This is a genomic window from Priestia sp. FSL H7-0729, from assembly GCF_038005685.1.
Taxonomy (GTDB): domain Bacteria; phylum Bacillota; class Bacilli; order Paenibacillales; family Paenibacillaceae; genus Paenibacillus.
Map to the genome: position 1 here is coordinate 23628 of NZ_JBBOTQ010000013.1, position 20706 is coordinate 44333.

The following is a 20706-nucleotide window of genomic DNA, read 5'->3' on the forward strand; positions in this document are numbered from 1 at the left end:
CGGAAGCGAAGTTGTCTCGTGAAGGAGGAATGAACGATGGCTGTTAAAGATGATAGCGACATGGAAAAAGAGTCGGGAGGCGGTTGGGAAAAATTTCTAATGATCTCGATCCCGATTGTATTCACCGTAGTATTGCTGGGTGTATTACTTACGCTATTTAATGTAGATATTCGTAATAATTTGTTTGAATTCGCCAACAAGATCCCGGTAGTCAAGGAATGGGTACCTGATCCTGTACTGGATCCGGAGAAAGAGCAGCTGGAGAAGAGTGAGCAGCAGGTTGAAAGTGCTGAAGCCACAATCGAAAAGCTGAAGTCCCAGGTAACTGCCAAAGAAACAGAGCTTAAGGCAGCACAGGAAGCAAAAACAACCGAAGCGAAGAAGGCCACGGAACTTCAGAAGAAGTTGGATGATGCGGAAAAAGCGGCTGAAACGGCTGCAGCAGCAACGCCTGAAACGGAATCCGATTATCAAAAGCAAATTAAAGATTTGGCTAAAATGTATGCTGACATGAGCCCGAGCAAAGCTGCACCGATCTTGCAAAATATGACGAATGAGGAAATGGTGTTGTTATTGAATGCCATGCAATCATCTGCTCGGACCAAAGTGCTTGAAAAGATGGACCCAAAAACAGCAGCCGATGTCACCATGATGATGAAGGATGCCAAACCATCCGGAGATCTGGCACTGGATGCACTGCAATCCAGATTGAAGAAAGAAACCGCAGCAACTTCAACTGCATCCACAACAACAAGTAAAAACCTGGATAAAAACCAGCTTAGTCAAACATTTGCTTCGATGTCTGCTTCAAGTGGTGCCAAGTTATTGTTGGAAACCTATAAGTTAAGTCCTGACAAAACATTGACCATTCTGAATTCGGTAGATGATGCAACACGCTCTCAATTACTTGAGAACATGTCTTCAGAGGACTCGGTTGAAACTGCAAAAATTTTGAACAGATTGATGGGCAACAAGTAAAAAGGATTACACTGAACTAATTGAGAGGAGGTGAAAATAAATGTCGATTGTATATCAAATGGCATCCACAGCATCTGCAAAAGCAACGGGAACAGGTCAGACGACTGGAGCACAATCGAAAGGTTCAGCTGCAGGTACTAGCGGTGAATTTCTCCAAACTCTTGCACAATCGTTATCGGGTGGAAACACAGAAGGTGATAGTTCAAGCGCTACTGGAAGCCTAACTGCTAATCCGTTGGTCTTTTCCTTTGCTACAAGTGAAGAAGATGGGGAAGCGACATCAATCACGGATGTACTGAATTCATTGTTCACGGACTTGGATTCGCTTGACGAAGCTTTGGAAAATGATCCAACTCTACTTGCAGGCTTACAGACTCTGATTCAACAGTTGTATGCACAACTAAATGATGCTTCTGGTACGAACGCAGAAGGTTCCGACGAGCCTTCGGATGGAGCGAAGAGCGCGAGTGTAGTACCTGCAATTGAACTGTCGCAACATCCGGCAGCAGTACGTTTTGTTCTGCAGGATGTGCTTACACAATTAGTAGCTGCGTTGAATGAACCTGAGAGTACTGTTGCGAAGAATGCTCCTGAATTCAAGCATCTGCTACAATCTCTGCAGAGTCAGCTTCAAGAGGCTGGAGTAGATACGGCGAGTAACAAGGGATGGACTGAATTGAAATCCATACTGGATACACTGACTGCAGTTAAGGATCAGGTTGTGCAAGTCGCTCCAACGACTTCGCTTCAAGCGTCGAAACAAGATTCGGTTGTACCTCAGGTTCTTGTTGCGGCAGTGGCAAACTCTGGAACCCAGGTGAAAGATGAGACGGAAACGACATCTGCTTCAAAAGCAGGTGGAGAATTGGAACACTCCACCATCATTACTGCGGGAGAGCTGTCCTTGCGTTCATCAGGTACAACAGCAGGAAAACCGGCTGAACCTGTAATGCAGACCTCACAGTTTGCCAAAGAAATGACACAATTTGTAGTCAACAAGCTGGATATTGTACAGCAAAAAGGATTTTCCGAGGCGACCATCTCACTTCGACCTGAACATTTAGGGAAGTTGGACGTTCAAATTACTTTACAGAACGGGCAATTGGTAGCACGGTTTATGACTGAGCATACGATGGCCAAAGACATGCTTGAACAACAAATGACTCAGCTGCGTTCTTCACTTCAAGCCCAGGGAATTCAAGTGGAACGACTTGAGGTTACCCAGAACAGTTCAATCGGATCACAGATGTATCAGGACGGAGGCCGTCAGCCAGGAAGTAATTCTCAGCAACAACGCCGTTCGCGTGAGCGTGAAGAACAATCGGAGGATGCTATAGCTACAGCAGGAATTCAAGAAGAATTGCGTAACTGGCGTAGCGAGCAAGTTGAAGGAAATGAATTACAGAGAGATACATTTAGTGCAGAGGCTTAAACAGAAATGAGGTGAGCAAATGGCTAACGAAATTGTTTCAATGAATAATACCTGGCCGAACTATTCGGCAGCTAATAAAGCAACCACCAGTGCTGCAACAAAAGAGTTAGGTAAAGATCAGTTTCTAAAAATCCTGATTACCCAACTGCAAAACCAAGACCCTATGCAGCCGATGGAGGATAAGGAATTTATCGCTCAAATGGCACAGTTCAGCTCCGTGGAACAACTGGTCAACATTTCTACACAGCTTAAAACATTGAACCAGTCACTTGGTGCTGTATCCGGCATGATTGGCATGGAGGTAAGTTGGCTTTCTTCTAATAAAGACGACAACGGAACTCTTCGTCAGGGTATTGTGGATTCCATCATTGTAAGAGATAGTGTTCAATACGCAAAAGTGGGCAACGATGAGATCAAGCTTGATGAGATCATTCAGGTGAATTATCCAAAACAGGCAGAAGAGAGTCAAACTCCGGTACAGAACGTTCAGGACGTAGCCCCTGAAACGAACGAGAGCCAGGAAGTTGAATCTTCCACTGAAACGGGTGATATAGAAGATAGCGAGAAAACGATATGAGTGATCGCATAACGGTTGGACAATTATATGCAGGCTCAATTAAACCGAATATACTTCAAAGACCCAAAACGGGAGAAGCATCAGCTGTACCCGAAAAGCCTTTTGCAAAGGTACTGGAAGATAACCTTCTGAAGTTGAGTAATCATGCTGCCAAACGATTGGAACAGCGCGGTATTGAACTCAAGACCGAACAAATGGAACAAATTGGTTCTGCTTTGGACAAAGCAGCTGCCAAGGGAGCCAAAGAGTCATTGATTTTAATGCAGGATATGGCTTTTATCGTCAATGTCAAAAATCGTACTGTGGTTACAGCTATGGATAGTGAGAGCATGAAGGATAATGTGTTCACTCAGATTGATAGTGCCGTAATTATTTCTTGACCGGCTGGCCCTTCTCGGGAGCCGGAATGCCGCTGACCGACTGATGCGGTAACCAAATGAAAAACTGGGAGGATTTTTAAAAATGTTGAAATCAATGTACTCAGGCGTTTCCGGGATGCGGGGTTTTCAAACCAAACTCGACGTAATTGGTAACAATATTGCGAACGTAAATACGGTTGGCTTCAAAGGTAGCCGGGTTATGTTCAAAGATATTATGAGTCAAACGACCGCGGGGGTAACTGCCCCGACTGATGCTCCATCTGGTGGTGTGAATGCAAAACAAATTGGTTTAGGTGTATCGGTAGGATCTATAGATACACTGCATCTCGCAGGAAGCCCAATGACTACAAACAATCCGACAGACTTACGTATTAACGGAGATGGCTTTTTTCTTGTCTCCTTGGGTGGAGATCAGGAAATTCCTTACTTGACACGTGCAGGGGATTTCCATGTTGATGCTGCTCGAAATCTTGTAACTTCTGATGGTTTGTTCGTCTTAAGTAGTGAGGGAGAGCCCATTACAATTGGGGATGATGTTGTTTCGTTCACCATCGGTCAGAACGGTATGATTAATGAAACACTGGCTGACGGCACAACTCAAGGGGACACTCAGCTTGGTATAGGAAAAGTAGTCAATCCTGAAGGTTTGGAGAAAATTGGCGGTAACCTGTACAGAATGACAGCGAATGCTAATCCAGATGGTGCACTGGACCCGTTGACAGCGAACAGTGCTGAGGACGGAACGGGAGCAATCATTGCTGGACAACTCGAAATGTCTAATGTCGATCTGACTGGAGAGTTTACTGAGATGATCGTAGCTCAGCGTGGATTCCAGGCCAACTCCCGGATCATTACAACGTCGGATGAAATACTTCAGGAAGTTGTTAACCTGAAACGTTAATAATTGATTTATGAATTTTTAAAACGTGGGGGAGCTTGCTCCTCCCACTCTGATCAAGGGGGCTTAGCATGATTTCGGTTACGCGGTTAAATGGTTCTCCCATGTGGTTAAATGCGCTGATGGTTGAAATTGTGGAAGAGACGCCGGATACGTATATTACTCTGGTAACTGGAAAGAGGCTCATTGTGCTTGAAAAAGCCGCTGACGTTATTTCCAAGATTAAAGATTACAACCGTGAAATCGGGGTTCAGGCAGCCACTATTAAAGTGCAGCAAACGGAGGAATCCTGATGAAAAAAATGATGCCCTGGCTTGCAACCATGTTGCTTGCAATAACACTCATTGTGGTGGTTGTGTTTGTATTTATGCAAGGACAGAACGGGAATAAGAACGACACACATACTGCTTCAGCTTCAGAAGCCAAGAAGATGACTGCGGATGAGATTGTAGAAGTTTCCTCTGAGCTTGGAGAAATTAAAACCAATTTGGCTGATACAGATCATGTTATTGTCGTTAGCTTCTCATTCAAGTTGGCTGACGTAAAAGCCAAGGAAGATTTCGAGAAAATTAAAGAAATTGTCGTAAAACCGATTATCATTCAGACGCTTGCAGATACGAAGTCTGATGAACTGGCTACAGCAAAGGGTCGGATACTATTTAATGAGAAATTAACAGGTCTTATTAATGAAGCTTTACCAGAAGGAAATTTAAGTAGTACGAGCTTTTCATCCATTGTGATAGCAACGATGTAAATGAACAGAACATGCTGTAGACCTGTAAGGGGGTGAGAACATGGTGGATGTATTATCACAAAATGAGATTGACGCCCTATTAGCAGCCCTTTCTTCTGGTGAAATGGATGCAGAAGAATTGAAGAAGGAAGAAACTCAGAAAAAAATCAGATCGTACGATTTTAAGCGAGCAGTGCGTTTTTCCAAAGACCATATCAGAAGCTTGACTCGTATTCACGAAAACTTTGCACGCTTTCTCACCACTTATTTTTCAGCCCAACTGCGGACGTTCGTTCAAATCAATGTCGTTCAGGTCGAACAGTTGCCTTATGATGAGTTTATCCGTTCTATTCCTAAGATGACGATATTGAACATTTTTGAAGCGGAGCCACTACAGGGGCGAATGGTGATGGAAGTCCATCCAAACGTGGGATATGCGATGTTGGATCGCCTGCTTGGTGGAACCGGAACTGCTCCAACCAAGATCGCATCCATGACGGAGATAGAGACGACCATCATGGAGCGGATATTCAGTCGAGCATTTGAAAGTTTGCAGGAAGCATGGAAGACTGTGTTGGATATTTCCCCAAGGATGGAAGCACTCGAGACCAATCCGCAATTTATGCAGATTGTATCTCCCAATGAGACCATTGCTCTAATCTCGCTTAGTACCAAAATTGGTGACACGACAGGCATGATCAACCTATGTATTCCGCATGTCGTTCTTGAACCTATTATGTCACGGTTGTCAACTCATCAATGGTTTGTTTCGGAGAAGAAAACGAGAGCTCCGGAAGAATATGAAGCTTTAAGAGAGCGTGTGAACAAAGCCAAATTACCTATCGTTGCGGAGTTAGGCGAATCCAGAATTTCAATTGCAGAATTTTTGGGTCTGTCCGTTGGTGATGTCATTACGTTGAACAAACCCGTTGATGAGGGACTTTCCATTAAAGTGGGTGACAAACTGAAATACATGGGCAGTCCGGGAACAATCAAGGACCGTGTGGCTGTGCAAATAGACGAGATTGTCACCGAAGGAGTTGAAGAATTTGACGAGTAAGGATTATTTATCCCAAGAAGAAATCGATGCTCTGCTCAGGCAATCAGAATCGATAAACAGCTCCGAACCCGCTGAAAAGACGGTTGATGATTTTTTGACCGAGCTGGAGCAAGATGCCTTGGGAGAGATTGGTAACATTACATTTGGTAGCGCGGCAACAGCTTTGTCTACGCTATTGGGCCTAAAAGTAGATATTACAACACCTAAGGTTTCCATCATTAGTCGAACACAGTTTGAAGAAGCTTTTCCTAAGCCGCATGTTGCCGTTCATGTGAATTACGTGGATGGATTCGAAGGCATTAACTCACTTGTTATCAAGAAGAGAGATGCTCAAGTCATCGCGGATCTGATGCTGGGTGGGGAAGGAAATCCCATCGACGAAGAACTGAATGAAATCCATATTAGTGCGGTACAGGAAGCGATGAACCAAATGATGGGGTCATCTGCTACTTCCATGTCCACGATCTTCAACCGCTTTGTGAATATTTCTCCTCCAGGAATCGATATTCTCAATTTGGAGAGTGGTGAGGGTGTAAGTAATCTTCCAGAAGATGAGACACTCATCCAAGTTTCATTTCGTCTGTTAATCGGGGATCTGATCGATTCCAATCTGATGCAGTTGCTTCCAGTGCATTTTGCCAAAAGCATGGTAGACATGCTGATTGGAGGCGCTCAGGAGTCAACTGCCAGCGCACCAGTGGCATCAACACCTGAACCTGCACCAGTACCAGTGCCAGCAACACCACCACCAGTGGCTGAGCAGCCGCCCGTCCAGCACCAGCAGCCTCCACAGGCTCCTCAGCAGCCTGTTCAGGACTATAATGGATATGGACAAGCTCCAATGGGAATGCCGCAAGGAATGCCGCCACAGCAGCCATATGGCATGCCGCCGCAACAACCTTACGGTGCACCTCAGCATTACGGTGGAATGCCAAATAGGAATGTTAACGTACAACCAGTTCAATTCGCTAATTTGCAAAATGGGGCGTTTGGTCAGGTAGACGAAAACAATTTGAATTTATTGATGGACATTCCCCTTAAAGTCACCGTAGAATTAGGAAGGACCCAGAAGCAAATTAAAGATATTTTGGAACTGTCACAGGGTTCGATTGTCGAACTGGATAAATTAGCCGGGGAACCTGTCGATATTTTGGTGAATAACAAACTGATCGCCAAGGGAGAAGTTGTCGTTATTGACGAAAACTTTGGTGTTCGTGTTATAGATATCGTTAGCCAATGGGACCGAATTCAGAAATTACAATAAGCACAATTTAGGGAGGACTTGAATCAAGATGGCAAACCGAATTTTAGTCGTAGACGACGCAGCATTTATGAGAATGATGATCCGGGACATTTTGTCCAAAAATGGATATGAGGTTGTTGGTGAGGCACAGGATGGTTCACAAGCGATTGAGAAATTTAAAGAGCTTCGTCCGGATCTGATCACAATGGATATCACAATGCCTGAGATGGATGGCATTGCAGCTTTGAAAGAAATCAAGAAAATTGATGCTAACGCAAAAGTAATTATGTGCTCTGCGATGGGTCAACAAGCGATGGTAATCGATGCTATTCAAGCAGGTGCCAAAGACTTTATCGTTAAACCGTTCCAATCTGACCGCGTTATCGAAGCGATTAGCAAGACACTGGGCGTTTAAGAGGCATGATGATGGCTCAGGGTGATTTTCCAGAAGGAGCTGGCGCGGGAGCCAATTATTATTTACAGCTTGTATGGGTGATTGTTGTCCTGGTCGTCATCCTGGTTCTTATTGTTTATCTGATCCGTTTTTTAAACAAACGGAATCAGCAAATGTTCCGGCACGGCACAATTCGTACCCTCGGCGGGGTCGGACTGGGACAAAACAAGTCGCTGCAAATTATAGAAATTGGTGGAAGTGTATATCTGCTTGGTGTAGGTGAAGATATCCAGTTAATAGATAAGGTTTCGGATATGGAAGAGGCGCAAAGAATTATTGATTCATTCGAACGAGATGCTGCTGCACAGCAAGGGAATCTCTCGCCTCTCATCGCCAAGCTAGCAAACCGCTTCCGTAAAGAAGAACCGCCGCGGGAAATGGAACTAGAGGACACAACTTCTTTTCACGAAATGTTTGAATCTAAACTTCGGCAGATGCCTAACCGTAAAGAGAAGATGGAAAAGCTCCTGGATAAAGACAATACTACAGATCGGTCGAGGGATTCATGAAGAAAAAGATTTGGTTAGCGTGTTGTTTATTAGGACTTATCAGTCTGGCATCTGTAACGGTTGCCTTTGCCGAACCTATCCCGAATATTGATATTCAGATCGGAAACGGTGACGGAGGAACACCAAGTACGAGTTCACTGTCCATTATTTTGTTAATTACAGTGCTTAGTATTGCTCCAGCAATGCTTGTACTGATGACCAGTTTTACTCGAATTGTGATTGTGCTCGGTTTTGTACGTACATCTTTGGGTACACAACAAATGCCACCCAATCAGGTGCTGGTCGGTTTGGCGTTATTTCTGACACTTTTCATTATGTCGCCGACGTTGTCTTCCATAAATCAGGTAGCGCTTCAGCCCTATCTCCAGGGAGACCTTACGCAAACTGAGGCACTTGAAAAAGCAGCAGATCCCATAAAGAAATTTATGTTTACTCATACCAGAGAAAAAGATCTGTTGCTATTTATGAAGTACAATCAGACTGAACAACCAAAAACATACCAGGATATCCCAATTACTGTTATGGTGCCGGCATATGTAATCAGTGAGTTGAAGACAGCATTCCAGATGGGGTTTATGATTTTTATTCCGTTTCTGGTCATAGATATTGTTGTCGCGAGTACACTCATGGCAATGGGGATGATGATGCTTCCGCCGGTCATGATCTCATTACCTTTCAAAATACTACTCTTTGTCCTTGTGGACGGGTGGTATCTGGTAGTCAAGTCACTGTTACTGAGTTTTAACACTTGATCCGGAAAGTTAAAGGAGGACGGTCATGACTTCGGAATTTATTATCGGTCTGGCCGGGAAAGCGGTATACACGTCATTGCTGGCCAGTGCACCCATGCTTATACTAGCTCTGGTTGTAGGACTTGCAATCAGTATTTTTCAAGCGACAACTCAAATTCAGGAACAAACATTAGCTTTTGTGCCCAAGATTGTGGCTGTACTTCTGGCGGTACTTTTGTTTGGACCCTGGATCTTGAATATATTGGTCGATTTTACGTTCAACATTCTCGATAATCTATACAGATACATAGGGTAGGCTTTAGCAGATGGAGACATTATTGCAAAGTTTCCCTGTCGCTCTGCTTATGTTTTGTCGAATCACATCATTTTTTGTAACTGCGCCGATTTTTTCGGCTCGAAATGTACCGGCTTCAGTCAAAATTGGACTGTCTGCTTTTGTCACATTGACTGTATATATGATATATGGCATAAACCAGACGGTACCTACAGATCTGAGTTATATCTTGCTCATCATCAGAGAGATTTTGATTGGTTTGCTTTTGGGATTTGTTGCGTATCTTTTGATGACCGCTGTACAGACAGCAGGTGCTTTTATTGATATACAAATTGGTTTTGGTATCGCCAACGTATATGATCCGATGACAGGTGCTTCAGCGCCGCTCACAGGTAACTTCAAATATGCATTTGCAGTACTTTTATTCCTTACCATGAATGGACATCATTATCTGCTGGATGCTCTCGTATACAGTTATCGATGGATCCCATTGTCAAATGTATTTTTCTTAAGATTGGCTGATGGAAGTATTGCTGAATTTTTGATTCGTACGTTAGGTGAATCATTTATGCTTGCTTTTCAGATGGCTGCACCGATGGTAGTTGCTTTGTTTTTGACGGATGTAGGATTAGGATTTTTGGCAAAAACGGCTCCTCAATTTAATGTGTTTGCAGTCGGAATGCCGCTCAAAGTGCTCGTCGGGCTTGCTATTTTGCTTTTGCTGGTTCCCAGCTTCGCCTTTGTATTTAGTCAATTGTTCGAAGTAATGTTCAGATCTATGGAAAAATTGCTTGGGACCATTGGGCAAAGGCCGGGATGAGTGAAACGGAGGACAAGATTCGAATGAAACTTCAACTCGACCTCCAGTTGTTTTCAGGGGAAAAGACAGAGAAAGCTACCCCGAAAAAGAGACAGGATACACGTAAAAAGGGACAGGTTGTCAAAAGCATGGAGATATCGGGTGCTTCAATCCTCCTGTTCACCTTTTTAATCATGATGGTTTTTAGTGATTTTTACAAGGAGCGTACGGTTCGACTCTTTACGGATATTTTCATCAATCGGTTGAGCATGGAAGTGACTGACGAAAATGTAATGTCGCTCATGATGCGATACGGTATAGAAGTGATGTTGTTGCTTGCTCCTGTGCTGCTCGGTGTAGCATTAGTTGCTTTGATCGTTAACTACATGCAGGTAGGTTTTCTGCTTGTAGGTGAAGGTTTAAAGCCGAAACTGGAGAAGTTGAATCCGATCAAGGGGTTCAAAAACATTTTTTCTCTTCGTTCTTTAGTCGAATTTGCTAAATCCATTTTGAAGATGACGATCATCGGCTACCTTGTGTATAGCACAATAACAAGTTACCAGTCCGATATAGCATCGCTTTCTCATTATTCAATGGATGCCATTTTACATTTTGCTGCTTCAATTACTTTAAGTCTTGGAGTCAAGATTGCGGTAGCTCTGTTGGTACTTGCTATATTTGATTACATGTACCAGAAGTATGATTATGAGAAGAATATTCGAATGTCCAAGCAAGACATCAAGGACGAGTACAAGAAAATGGAAGGTGATCCGCTGATCAAAGGTAAAATCCGGGAACGTCAGCGTCGTATGGCTATGCAGCGTATGATGCAGGAAGTGCCGAATGCGGATGTAATCATCACGAACCCGACTCACTTTGCAGTTGCGCTAAAGTATGAAGGTTCCGAGATGGAGGCACCGCAGATTATTGCCAAAGGTCAGGATTATGTCGCCTTGCGTATTAAGGAAATTGCCAAAGAGAACGGTGTTATTACGATGGAAAACAAGCCGTTAGCACGGGCATTGTTCCAGAGAGCCGAGATTGGTGACTCCATACCGGCCGATTTGTTTCAAGCGGTAGCCGAAGTGCTGGCTTATGTATATAAACTAAAGGGCAGAACGAAATAAAAGGGGATCGGAGGCCGTACATTCATTGAAGACTAAAGATATTGCTGTCCTTGCGGGTATCATTGGCATTGTGTTGATGATGATTCTCCCGATCCCGACCTGGCTGTTGGACTTGTTACTGGTCGTCAATATTTCAATTGCACTAATGATACTCCTAGTTGCCATGAACAGCAAAGAAGCGTTGCAGTTTTCTATTTTTCCAGCTTTGCTGCTGATCACTACACTATTTCGATTGGCTTTGAATATTTCGACAACCAAGCTAATTCTTGGTGAAGGGGATGCCGGAGCCGTTGTTGCTACCTTTGGTAGCTGGATTGCCGGAGGGCAAATTGCAATTGGGTTTATTGTGTTTTTGATCCTGGTTGTGGTTCAATTCATCGTTATTACTAAGGGGTCTGAACGTGTAGCAGAAGTTGCTGCCCGATTTACCCTTGATGCGATGCCAGGTAAACAAATGAGTATTGATGCGGATCTGAATGCAGGTCTGATTAACGAGCAACAAGCTCGTGAGCGTCGTTCCAAAATTGAACGTGAAGCCGATTTCTATGGAGCGATGGATGGAGCAAGTAAATTTGTAAAAGGTGACGCAATTGCAAGTATTATCATCCTCCTGATCAATCTCATTGGTGGATTTATTATCGGTATGACTGTACATGGGATGGCTTTCGCAGATGCAATGTCAACGTACTCAGTATTGACAATTGGAGATGGATTGGTAAGCCAAATCCCCGCTCTGCTCATTTCCACAGCAGCAGGACTTATCGTCACCAGAGCGTCATCCGAAGGAAACTTGGCTGATGATATTACGGGGCAACTGTTTACATATCCAATACTTATTTATATCGTAGCTTTCGTTATTGCCATGCTGGGTTTCTTCACCCCAATTCATGTTATTACTACGCTTCCGTTGGCAGGTGTGTTGGCATATGCCGCTTGGCGCATGCAGAATAATCTGAATCTCAAACAGGAAGCAGAAGAACAGTTGGAAGAGGAACAGCAGATTGAAGAGGTCAGAAGTCCTGAAAGTGTAATTAACCTGCTTCAGGTTGACCCTATCGAGTTTGAATTTGGTTATGGTTTAATCCCGCTTGCTGATAATCAGCAGGGTGGGGACTTATTGGATCGGATCATTATGATTCGGAGACAGTGTGCTCTTGAACTGGGGTTGGTCGTTCCGGTCATACGGATTCGAGATAATATCCAGCTCAGACCCAATGAGTATGTGATCAAAATCAAGGGTAATGTGGTAGGTGGAGGAGAGCTCTTGTTGAATCATTACCTTGCCATGAGTCCTGGCTATGATGAGGAGTCCGTGACAGGTATTGAAACGACGGAGCCTGCTTTTGGACTTCCGGCACTATGGATTGATGAAGTAACCAAAGACAGAGCGGAACTTGCAGGATATACGGTCGTAGACCCGCCTTCCGTTGTGGCTACACATCTGACAGAATTGATTAAGAAGCATGCACATGAGTTACTTGGAAGACAAGAAACGAAAGCCCTTGTGGATAATCTCAGAGAGAATTATTCTGCTCTGGTGGATGAACTGATCCCTTCACTACTTTCCATTGGTGATGTACAGAAAGTACTTGCCAAGTTATTGCGTGAGAAAATTTCTATTCGGGATATGGTTACCATCTTCGAGACACTAGCTGACTATGGTACATATACGAAGGACCCTGATGTGTTAACTGAGTACGTCAGACAATCCCTATCACGTCAGATTACTCAGCAGTTCTCACAGAAAGGTGAGACACTTCGGGTGATCACCGTTGGACCTGGTCTTGAGAAGAAAATTGCTGAAAGTGTTCAACAATCGGATCAAGGCAGCTATCTTGCGCTAGACCCTGTTTCTACACAGAGTGTATATCAGAAGCTGAGTGAACAAGTGAATCGTTTGATTCAATCAGGTCAACAACCTGTTGTATTAACTTCTCCAACCATTCGGATGTATCTGCGTCAGGTTATTGAACGTACTATGCAGGACATTCCTGTGCTTTCCTACAGCGAGTTGGAGCCGAATGTTGAAATTCAAAGTATCGGGGTGGTGAACTTATGAGAGTAAAACAATACGTTGTTGAGACCATGCCCGAAGCTATGCTTCAAATTCGCAAAGACCTGGGAAGTGATGCCGTCATTCTGTCCACCAAAGAGATTAAGGTGGGCGGTGTGATGGGAATGTTCCGCAAAAAACGGATCGAAGTTGTAGCTGCCGTGGATAAGGAAGAGAGCAAGCAAGCGTCAAAGCCCGTACAAAATCAATTCACACCTGTACCTCGTGCATTTGTACCTGAGGCTTATCGGCAAACGGCTCGTTCGTTTGTTGCGGCTTCTGATGAGTCGTCGACAACGAATACAGCTGATCAAAGTGTAGAGGAACAATCTGCGGCTGTGCCGTCAGTGTTTGAATCGCGTAATATCAGTTCAGACATAGACAGCGGCTCAGGTTTTCCTAGCACGGATCATAAACCGCGACCGCAAGGGGCGGATTTTTCGGGTTCAACATCTGGCATGAAGCCAACAGGTACAGACCTGCAACAGGATAAGTTGATGAATGAATTGCAGGATCTTAAACAGATGGTGACCAAGCTTTCAAAGCAAGGTACTTCTGCGGACCCTGTACCAGAGGAACTGCAACCGATCCGAGAGCGTTTGACAGAACAAGATGTTTGGCCTGAAGTATGGGAATCCTGGTTCAATTCCATTCAAGCAAAATTTTCTGAGGATGGATTGAAAGAACAGGATGTAGAACAATTGGTGAAGCTTGAAGTCATGCACTTTTTGGAGCAACGTATTGAAGAAGGAATTCTTCCTACCACTCGAATCGTATATGTTGCTGGACCAACCGGTGTAGGGAAAACGACAACTATTGCAAAATTGGCTGCTGAACAAATGTTCAAAAAACAGCGTAAAGTCGGATTCATTACATCAGATACGTATCGGATCTCTGCGGTGGAACAGCTTAGAACATATGCGTCTATACTGAATGTTCCACTTGAGGTGGTACAATCACCCGGTGATACACAACGTGCCATTTCTCGATTAGAGAATTGTGACTTGATCTTTATGGATACAGCGGGCAGAAACTACAGAAATGAATTACTTGTTTCGGAACTGCAAAGTTTGCTTGCTCCTGTAGAGAACAGCGAAACCTTTCTGGTCATGAGTATGACTTCCAAAAGTGCTGATATGGTTCAGATCACGGAGCATTTCAGTAAATATGGACTGGATAATGTGATTTTCACCAAAATGGATGAGACTGGGAGCTGCGGTCCACTATTTAACTTGTTACACCGTTTTCCACTCAAGCTCGCATATGTGGCAAATGGACAAAATGTTCCGGACGATTTGTTGAAGCCGGATGCAGATTCGTTGTCTAAACAGTTGCTGGGAGAATGGTCACAATGAAGGATCAAGCAGCTGGACTTCGAAGTATGGTCTCCACGCCATTGGAATTGGAAGGCATTGAACGAGATATTCGATCCTCGAAAATCATTACTGTAGCCAGTGGTAAGGGAGGTGTTGGGAAATCCAATTTTACACTGAACTTTGCCTTGGCTTTGCAGGCTTTGGGGAAAAAGGTACTTGTGTTTGATGCCGATATTGGAATGGCAAATATTGATGTTCTTATGGGTACTTCTTCTTCCTATAATCTTTACCACCTGTTGTACCGACAAAAATCTATAAGGGAGATCATACAACTGGGTGCCAGCGGCTTGCCTTACATTGCTGGAGGATCAGGCATGAAAGAGTTGTTCTCATTGTCTGATCGTGATCTGGAGTTCTTCGCCAGTCAAGTGGAGGATATTGCCCAGGAAATGGATTATGTCATCTTCGACACTGGGGCAGGACTCTCCAGGGAGAATATGAAGTTCATCGGTGCTGCCGATGAATGCCTGATTATAACCACACCTGAACCGACTTCAATAACCGATGCTTATGCTTTAGTCAAAGTTATGCACGGCCAGGAAAATGCTACGCCCTTTCGGATGATCGTTAACCGGGTGGAGGACGAACGAGAAGCGGAACGGGTGGCAGAAAAAATAGCTGGAGTAGCAAGGCGGTTTTTGCAAACGGATATTCCGCTGCTTGGGTATATCTCAGAAGACGCCCAAGTAGTCAAGGCGGTTAAAAGGCAAATGCCTTATAGTCTGGCTTATCCCAATGGCAAAGCCTCCAAAGATATAGAGAAACTTGCTCTTCGCTATTTGGCTGTACCTGCAACTCCGGGATCCGGAACCTTGACAGGAATCAGGGGATTTATGAATAAGTGGCTTAAACGGACAACATGATTTCTGAATAAAGGAAACAGGGGTGACACAACATGGCGGTGTATCAAGTATTGGTTGTCGATGATTCCGCTTTTATGCGTAAGATTGTTACGGATTTGATCCAAGCGGATCCGGAATTCAAGGTTACGGCAACGGCATCAAACGGTAGAGAAGCGATTCAAAAATCACTAGAATTGAAACCCGATATTATTACGATGGATGTTGAGATGCCCGAAATGAATGGGTTGGACGCATTAAAATCAATTATGAAGGAATCCTTCGTTCCTGTAATTATGCTCTCTGGTATCAATGAACAAGGCATGAAAGAAACCATTATGGCACTTGAAGCTGGGGCATTTGACTTCATTCGCAAACCATCTATTTCACATGACCAAGATATTGCTCAAGTCGGTAAAGCCTTGGTGGAGCGCATGCGTGCTGCAATGAATGAGATCAAACGAAAAGCTGATCGTGATTTGTCTTTAAAAAATAGAGACATGTTGCGAGGAGCAGTAGCTCCCCCAACTCAGCCAGAGCTGAAAGAATTACCAGGCAGAGATCGAGTAGAGCCTGTGAAAAAAACGATTGAACCTGCCAAGACGACTCCACGCTCTCTTCAAGAACGGACTGAAGTCTTTCAGGCCAAATCCAAGAAAACAATTGAACCATTATCACCTTCGAAGCCAGGTCGAGTAGAAAATAGACCTGAGTCATTACCGAAGGTGGAGCGTAATTCGGTGTCAAATGCAGAAAGAGTAGTGAGGTCAGCTAATCCAGTGCAGACTCCGAAGGAGGTTCGACTACCTAATGCATCTAGAGTGGCAGCTGATCAAATAGCAGCAGCTTCTGCAAAAGCCAAGGATGTAATCAAGCCTAATCCTGTCCCTAAAAGTGTAACGGGGTCGGAAGGAACATTCAACAAGCTTGTGGCGATAGGTTGCTCTACAGGTGGACCGAGGGCTCTCAAGACATTACTCGAGCAGTTGCCTGCTGATTTGCCTGCACCGGTCATTATTGTGCAGCATATGCCGCCCAATTTCACACGTTCTCTGGCTCAACGACTGAATACGTTCAGTCCACTACATGTAGTTGAAGCTGAAGAGGGCATGGTTCTGAAAAAAGGGACTGCCTATATAGCACCTGGTGGATTCCATGTGAAAGTTAACAAAACAGCAGACGGGAAGTATGTCGTGAAGCTGACTGAAGATCAACCAGTAAATGGACATAGACCTTCAGTGGATACGATGTTTGAGTCGCTTCTGCCGTTTACATCTTTACAAAGGCATCTTGTTTTGCTGACGGGAATGGGAAGTGATGGCGCACGTATGATGAAGAGATTATACGAAGCTGGAGTTACATCAACCTTTGCCGAGAATGAAGAAACATGTGTTGTATATGGTATGCCGCGTTCTGCTGTAGAGCTGCAATGCGTTCGCCATCTTCTGCCACTACAGGAGATTGCATCTAAACTTGTTCAAGCAGTGAAATAACGGAGTGTAACTCACGAAGGAGGTGCCTCACAATGGACATGAACCAATATTTATCCATGTTTATTGATGAGTCTAATGATCATCTGCAATCGCTTAACGAAAACATGCTTCAACTTGAAGGCAATCCGGAAGATCTGGGCATAGTTCAGGTTATATTCCGCTCTGCTCATACCTTAAAGGGTATGGCAGCAACCATGGGTTTTGAAGATTTGGCATCCCTGACACATAAAATGGAAAATGTGCTGGATCTGGTTCGTAATGAGAAGTTGAAAATGCAGGATTACATTTTTGACACCATGTTTAAGAGTCTGGACGCTTTGGAAACCATGGTTCAGGATATTACCGAAGGTGGACAAGGTAAAGCAGATGTATCATCAATCGTTGCTTCACTTCAGGCAATTGAAAATGGTGAAATGACAAGCGGAGCTGCTCCTGCAACTGAAAAAAACAAACCGGCTAACGCCTCAATTGCTTCGGCAGTGGAACTGGATGAATTCCAGTATTCAGTGTTGGATCAGTCGATTGCTGAAGGCCACCGTGTGTTTTATGTGGATGTACTTGTCAGCGAGCATAGCCAGTTAAAAGGTGTACGGGCTTATATGGTCTTTGATATGCTGGAACGTTCAGGTGAAGTCGTTAAAGCCTACCCGTCCGTTCAGGATATTGAGCAAGAGAAGTTTGAGCGCAGTTTCTCGTTGTATTACATAACAACTAAAGAGGCGCACGAACTGGAAGAAGGCATCATGAGTATCTCTGAAATTGAAAGTGCAAAGCTCATTCAACTGGATCAAGAGACTCTTCAGCAGATGGCCAATCAGGTAGCAGCTACAGTGGAAGCGCCAGAAGCACCGACAGCTGTGACGGAGGTTGCTTCATCCGATAATAATTCTGCACCTACAGAAGAATCCAAAACGGCACCAGCCAAAACAGCTGCACCGAAGCAAGCTGCTGCACCTTCACGTACCATTCGTGTAGATATTGAACGTCTTGATGTATTGATGAACCTGTTCAGTGAATTGTTGATTGACCGTTCACGTCTGGAGCAACTCGCCAGTGAGACAGGCAACAATGATTTATCCGATACGGTAGCACATTTAAGCAGAGTTAGCACAGATTTGCAAAACATTGTATTGAAATTGCGGATGGTTCCAGTGGATACCGTATTTAATCGATTCCCGCGCATGATCCGTGATTTGGCTAAGACACTTGATAAGAAAATCGATTTGGTCATTACAGGTGCTGAGACGGAACTGGATCGTACGGTAATTGATGAGATTGGTGATCCGCTGGTGCATTTGCTTCGTAACGCGGTTGACCATGGTGTGGAATCCATTGCAGAGCGTGTAGCTGCAGGTAAACCAGAGATGGGTACAGTCAACCTGCGCGCTTTCCACAGTGGAAATCACGTATTTATCGAGATTGAAGATGATGGTAAAGGTATCTATCGCGACAAGCTTTTGAAAACCGCGATCAAGCGTGGAGTTGTTACTGAAGAACAAGGTGCCAAGATGAGCGACGATGAAGTAAATCAACTGTTGTTCGCACCTGGTTTTAGTACTGCGGATATTATCTCGGACATCTCTGGCCGGGGCGTTGGTTTGGACGTAGTAAAATCGAAGATCACTTCGCTTGGCGGTAATGTAACCATTCATTCGACTCCAGGCAAAGGCACGAACTTCTCTGTTCAGCTTCCATTGACCCTTTCCATTATCGCAGCAATGCTTGTACGACTTGGTTCAGAGAAATACGCTGTTCCATTGTCCTCCATTGTAGAGACGGCCATTGTACAACGTGAACAAGTTCGTAATATTCACGGCAATAAAATGATCACGTTCCGTGAGTCACTGATTCCGTACTTGTCTTTGAGCGAAGTATTCTCTGTACCGGATTTCAATGACGCAGATGAGCAAGAAACAGAAATAGTCGTGATTCGTAAAGGCGACCGTCTTGCAGCGGTAGCTGTTGAGGAATTCATTGGACAAAGTGAGATTGTTCTCAAATCAATGGGAACCTATCTTCCTGCTATCGAAGGAATCTCTGGAGCAACCATTCTCGGAGATGGACAAGTAGCCCTGATTCTTGATCCTAATGCATTTATTAAATAAGCATAGAGCTAAGTCTTACATTTAATAGGGAGGTTTTTTACATGGAAGAAGAGTTGAAAGTCATCGTCTTTAAATTGGGTTCCGAAGAGTATGGTATTGAGGTAGACAAGGTTCAGACAATTGAGCGCATGATGCCAATTACTCGTGTTCCCAAGACACTTTCTTTTGTAAAAGGAGTTATTAATCTACGTGGTGTTGTCATTCCGGTCATTGATCTACGCGGTCGTTTCTCCCTGCCGGAATCGGAATACACGGATCAGACGCGTATTGTTATCGTAGGTGTAGACGATATGCAAGTTGGCTTTATCGTTGATTCGGCCAATGATGTTATTGATATCAAGAGCAGTGCGATCGATAGCCCACCAGAAGTGGTTGGCGGCGTCAAAGCGAGATACCTGCGAGGTGTTGCTAAATTGGAGGATTCACGCTTGCTGATTATGCTTAACTTGAACGAAGTATTAAATAAAAGCGAGATTGTACAGCTGGAAAGTGTTGAGGGCTAGTACCGTGGAGATGTTCAACCGATTTGAGGTATTCCAGATGGATGTGCTCAAAGAGGTCGGTAACATTGGAGCAGGCAACGCCGCAACGGCGTTGTCTCAACTCCTCAACAGACCGATTGACATGGGTGTACCTAAAGTACAAATGCTCCCTTTTGAAGAAGTTGCCGAAAAAGTAGGCGGAGATGAACGTATCGTTGTTACCGTATTTCTTCGTGTAGAAGGGGAAGCACCGGGAAATCTTTTCTTTATGATGACACCAGAGGCTGCTAAAATGTTGTTGAATAGACTTGCCGGGTTTGATCTGAAAGAAGGACTCGATTTTACAGATATGGAGCAATCAGCGCTTTCCGAGATTGGAAATATATTGGCCGGTTCTTACCTTTCTTCTTTGGCAGATTTCACGAAGTTGTCCATGTATCCAACCGTTCCTGGACTTGCCATTGACATGGCAGGTGCCATTCTAAGTTATGGCTTGTTGCAGTTTGGTGAGATGGGTGACGCTGCATTGTTGATTGACACATCTTTCTTTGAAGGTGAAGATCAGGTTGAGGGTCAGTTTTTCCTCATTCCGGACCCACCATCCTTTGCAAAGATATTTGAATCGCTAGGGGTGCCACTGAGCCATGATTGAGGACAAAAGCGTCGTTAAAGTCGGTATGGCGGATTTAAACATCGCTCAGCTTCCTGGTGTTATCCGTACGACTGGCTTGGGTTCGTGTGTGGGATTAACAATGTATGACCCACATTTGAAGCTGGCTGGAATGGCGCATGTCATGCTTCCTACTTCAGAGATCGCACGCGAAGGGAAACTGAACACTGCTAAATATGCGGATACGGCGTTGCCTGAGCTTTTGGAAAAGATGATAAAACTAGGCGCTTCTCACTCACGTATTGTGTCTAAAATGGCCGGAGGCTCTCAGATGTTTGCTTTTGCCGGGGCTGGAGATACCATGCGCATTGGACCGCGTAATGCAGATTCTTGTCGAGAGTGGCTTCAAAAACTCAATATCCCTCTTCTTGCAGAAGATACCGGTGGAAATTATGGACGAACAATTGAAATGGATTGTGAAACTGGACTTTTGACTATTCGAAGTGTACAAATGGGTGTAAAGGAATTATAA

23 protein-coding genes are annotated in these 20706 nt (G+C 44.3%); all 23 read left to right on the top strand.

What is annotated here, in order from left to right; all coding sequences use genetic code 11:
* Nucleotides 1-36 precede the first annotated feature (36 nt).
* The 23 genes from MHH93_RS22790 to MHH93_RS22900 all read left to right on the top strand — a co-directional run bounded on the left by MHH93_RS22790 (nucleotide 37) and on the right by MHH93_RS22900 (nucleotide 20706).
* Nucleotides 37-978, top strand: coding sequence for a MotE family protein (locus MHH93_RS22790; RefSeq protein WP_500055890.1), 942 nt, complete (start codon nucleotides 37-39; stop codon nucleotides 976-978).
* A 40-nt stretch (nucleotides 979-1018) separates the two neighbouring features.
* On the top strand, nucleotides 1019-2410 hold the full coding sequence (locus tag MHH93_RS22795; protein WP_500055891.1) for a flagellar hook-length control protein FliK: 1392 nt from the start codon (nucleotides 1019-1021) through the stop codon (nucleotides 2408-2410).
* A 19-nt stretch (nucleotides 2411-2429) separates the two neighbouring features.
* The gene (locus tag MHH93_RS22800) at nucleotides 2430-2987 is read left to right on the top strand and encodes a flagellar hook capping FlgD N-terminal domain-containing protein (RefSeq protein WP_500055892.1); all 558 of its coding nucleotides are present in this window, start codon (nucleotides 2430-2432) and stop codon (nucleotides 2985-2987) included.
* Nucleotides 2984-3367, top strand: a complete 384-nt coding sequence (locus tag MHH93_RS22805; protein ID WP_500055893.1) for a TIGR02530 family flagellar biosynthesis protein — start codon at nucleotides 2984-2986, stop codon at nucleotides 3365-3367. The genes MHH93_RS22800 and MHH93_RS22805 overlap by 4 nt, the downstream gene beginning before the upstream one ends.
* A gap of 82 nt (nucleotides 3368-3449) precedes the next feature.
* A complete protein-coding gene (flgG, locus tag MHH93_RS22810) occupies nucleotides 3450-4268 on the top strand; it encodes a flagellar basal body rod protein FlgG (RefSeq protein WP_500055894.1) in 819 nt (272 codons plus the stop codon).
* A 68-nt stretch (nucleotides 4269-4336) separates the two neighbouring features.
* Nucleotides 4337-4558 carry a flagellar FlbD family protein gene (locus MHH93_RS22815; protein WP_017689179.1) on the top strand — a complete coding sequence of 74 codons (222 nt, stop codon included), beginning with the start codon at nucleotides 4337-4339 and terminating at the stop codon, nucleotides 4556-4558.
* Nucleotides 4558-5019, top strand: coding sequence for a flagellar basal body-associated FliL family protein (locus MHH93_RS22820; RefSeq protein ID WP_500055895.1), 462 nt, complete (start codon nucleotides 4558-4560; stop codon nucleotides 5017-5019). Before MHH93_RS22815 ends, MHH93_RS22820 begins: the two co-directional genes overlap by 1 nt.
* Before the next feature lie 40 nt (nucleotides 5020-5059).
* Nucleotides 5060-6058, top strand: coding sequence for a flagellar motor switch protein FliM (gene fliM, locus MHH93_RS22825; protein ID WP_500055896.1), 999 nt, complete (start codon nucleotides 5060-5062; stop codon nucleotides 6056-6058).
* Nucleotides 6048-7322 carry a flagellar motor switch phosphatase FliY gene (gene fliY, locus MHH93_RS22830; RefSeq protein WP_500055897.1) on the top strand — a complete coding sequence of 425 codons (1275 nt, stop codon included), beginning with the start codon at nucleotides 6048-6050 and terminating at the stop codon, nucleotides 7320-7322. Before fliM ends, fliY begins: the two co-directional genes overlap by 11 nt.
* A 28-nt stretch (nucleotides 7323-7350) precedes the next feature.
* Entirely contained in the window at nucleotides 7351-7716 is a 366-nt protein-coding gene (locus tag MHH93_RS22835) for a response regulator (protein WP_017689175.1), read from the top strand.
* A gap of 11 nt (nucleotides 7717-7727) precedes the next feature.
* The gene (locus tag MHH93_RS22840; RefSeq protein ID WP_500055972.1) at nucleotides 7728-8264 is read left to right on the top strand and encodes a flagellar biosynthetic protein FliO; all 537 of its coding nucleotides are present in this window, start codon (nucleotides 7728-7730) and stop codon (nucleotides 8262-8264) included.
* Nucleotides 8261-9016 carry a flagellar type III secretion system pore protein FliP gene (gene fliP / locus MHH93_RS22845; RefSeq protein ID WP_253433793.1) on the top strand — a complete coding sequence of 252 codons (756 nt, stop codon included), beginning with the start codon at nucleotides 8261-8263 and terminating at the stop codon, nucleotides 9014-9016. The genes MHH93_RS22840 and fliP overlap by 4 nt, the downstream gene beginning before the upstream one ends.
* Nucleotides 9017-9041: 25 nt before the next feature.
* The gene (fliQ, locus tag MHH93_RS22850; protein ID WP_047842485.1) at nucleotides 9042-9311 is read left to right on the top strand and encodes a flagellar biosynthesis protein FliQ; all 270 of its coding nucleotides are present in this window, start codon (nucleotides 9042-9044) and stop codon (nucleotides 9309-9311) included.
* Nucleotides 9312-9321: 10 nt separating this feature from the next.
* Complete coding sequence (gene fliR / locus MHH93_RS22855) at nucleotides 9322-10110, top strand: flagellar biosynthetic protein FliR (RefSeq protein WP_500055898.1); 789 nt, start codon at nucleotides 9322-9324, stop codon at nucleotides 10108-10110.
* A 23-nt stretch (nucleotides 10111-10133) separates the two neighbouring features.
* Nucleotides 10134-11216, top strand: a complete 1083-nt coding sequence (gene flhB, locus MHH93_RS22860; protein ID WP_500055899.1) for a flagellar biosynthesis protein FlhB — start codon at nucleotides 10134-10136, stop codon at nucleotides 11214-11216.
* 25 nt (nucleotides 11217-11241) lie between these two features.
* Nucleotides 11242-13275 carry a flagellar biosynthesis protein FlhA gene (gene flhA, locus MHH93_RS22865; RefSeq protein ID WP_500055900.1) on the top strand — a complete coding sequence of 678 codons (2034 nt, stop codon included), beginning with the start codon at nucleotides 11242-11244 and terminating at the stop codon, nucleotides 13273-13275.
* Nucleotides 13272-14624 (top strand): flagellar biosynthesis GTPase FlhF, encoded by a 1353-nt coding sequence (gene flhF / locus MHH93_RS22870; RefSeq protein ID WP_500055901.1) that lies wholly within the window; start codon nucleotides 13272-13274, stop codon nucleotides 14622-14624. Before flhA ends, flhF begins: the two co-directional genes overlap by 4 nt.
* Complete coding sequence (locus MHH93_RS22875) at nucleotides 14621-15508, top strand: MinD/ParA family protein (RefSeq protein ID WP_500055902.1); 888 nt, start codon at nucleotides 14621-14623, stop codon at nucleotides 15506-15508. The genes flhF and MHH93_RS22875 overlap by 4 nt, the downstream gene beginning before the upstream one ends.
* A 32-nt stretch (nucleotides 15509-15540) precedes the next feature.
* Nucleotides 15541-16977, top strand: coding sequence for a protein-glutamate methylesterase/protein-glutamine glutaminase (locus MHH93_RS22880; RefSeq protein WP_500055903.1), 1437 nt, complete (start codon nucleotides 15541-15543; stop codon nucleotides 16975-16977).
* A 32-nt stretch (nucleotides 16978-17009) separates the two neighbouring features.
* A complete protein-coding gene (locus tag MHH93_RS22885; protein ID WP_500055904.1) occupies nucleotides 17010-19082 on the top strand; it encodes a chemotaxis protein CheW in 2073 nt (690 codons plus the stop codon).
* A gap of 41 nt (nucleotides 19083-19123) precedes the next feature.
* Nucleotides 19124-19585, top strand: coding sequence for a chemotaxis protein CheW (locus MHH93_RS22890; protein WP_145318865.1), 462 nt, complete (start codon nucleotides 19124-19126; stop codon nucleotides 19583-19585).
* 10 nt (nucleotides 19586-19595) lie between these two features.
* Nucleotides 19596-20216, top strand: a complete 621-nt coding sequence (locus tag MHH93_RS22895) for a chemotaxis protein CheC (RefSeq protein WP_440390152.1) — start codon at nucleotides 19596-19598, stop codon at nucleotides 20214-20216.
* Nucleotides 20209-20706 carry a chemotaxis protein CheD gene (locus tag MHH93_RS22900; RefSeq protein WP_500055905.1) on the top strand — a complete coding sequence of 166 codons (498 nt, stop codon included), beginning with the start codon at nucleotides 20209-20211 and terminating at the stop codon, nucleotides 20704-20706. The genes MHH93_RS22895 and MHH93_RS22900 overlap by 8 nt, the downstream gene beginning before the upstream one ends.

Coding starts and splice junctions, on each gene's coding strand:
- MHH93_RS22790 (WP_500055890.1), top strand. CDS start 37: ATGGCTGTTAAAGATGATAGCGACATGGAAAAAGAGTCGGGAGGCGGT.
- MHH93_RS22795 (WP_500055891.1), top strand. CDS start 1,019: ATGTCGATTGTATATCAAATGGCATCCACAGCATCTGCAAAAGCAACG.
- MHH93_RS22800 (WP_500055892.1), top strand. CDS start 2,430: ATGGCTAACGAAATTGTTTCAATGAATAATACCTGGCCGAACTATTCG.
- MHH93_RS22805 (WP_500055893.1), top strand. CDS start 2,984: ATGAGTGATCGCATAACGGTTGGACAATTATATGCAGGCTCAATTAAA.
- flgG (WP_500055894.1), top strand. CDS start 3,450: ATGTTGAAATCAATGTACTCAGGCGTTTCCGGGATGCGGGGTTTTCAA.
- MHH93_RS22815 (WP_017689179.1), top strand. CDS start 4,337: ATGATTTCGGTTACGCGGTTAAATGGTTCTCCCATGTGGTTAAATGCG.
- MHH93_RS22820 (WP_500055895.1), top strand. CDS start 4,558: ATGAAAAAAATGATGCCCTGGCTTGCAACCATGTTGCTTGCAATAACA.
- fliM (WP_500055896.1), top strand. CDS start 5,060: ATGGTGGATGTATTATCACAAAATGAGATTGACGCCCTATTAGCAGCC.
- MHH93_RS22835 (WP_017689175.1), top strand. CDS start 7,351: ATGGCAAACCGAATTTTAGTCGTAGACGACGCAGCATTTATGAGAATG.
- MHH93_RS22840 (WP_500055972.1), top strand. CDS start 7,728: ATGGCTCAGGGTGATTTTCCAGAAGGAGCTGGCGCGGGAGCCAATTAT.
- fliP (WP_253433793.1), top strand. CDS start 8,261: ATGAAGAAAAAGATTTGGTTAGCGTGTTGTTTATTAGGACTTATCAGT.
- fliQ (WP_047842485.1), top strand. CDS start 9,042: ATGACTTCGGAATTTATTATCGGTCTGGCCGGGAAAGCGGTATACACG.
- fliR (WP_500055898.1), top strand. CDS start 9,322: ATGGAGACATTATTGCAAAGTTTCCCTGTCGCTCTGCTTATGTTTTGT.
- flhB (WP_500055899.1), top strand. CDS start 10,134: ATGAAACTTCAACTCGACCTCCAGTTGTTTTCAGGGGAAAAGACAGAG.
- flhF (WP_500055901.1), top strand. CDS start 13,272: ATGAGAGTAAAACAATACGTTGTTGAGACCATGCCCGAAGCTATGCTT.
- MHH93_RS22875 (WP_500055902.1), top strand. CDS start 14,621: ATGAAGGATCAAGCAGCTGGACTTCGAAGTATGGTCTCCACGCCATTG.
- MHH93_RS22880 (WP_500055903.1), top strand. CDS start 15,541: ATGGCGGTGTATCAAGTATTGGTTGTCGATGATTCCGCTTTTATGCGT.
- MHH93_RS22885 (WP_500055904.1), top strand. CDS start 17,010: ATGGACATGAACCAATATTTATCCATGTTTATTGATGAGTCTAATGAT.
- MHH93_RS22890 (WP_145318865.1), top strand. CDS start 19,124: ATGGAAGAAGAGTTGAAAGTCATCGTCTTTAAATTGGGTTCCGAAGAG.
- MHH93_RS22895 (WP_440390152.1), top strand. CDS start 19,596: ATGTTCAACCGATTTGAGGTATTCCAGATGGATGTGCTCAAAGAGGTC.
- MHH93_RS22900 (WP_500055905.1), top strand. CDS start 20,209: ATGATTGAGGACAAAAGCGTCGTTAAAGTCGGTATGGCGGATTTAAAC.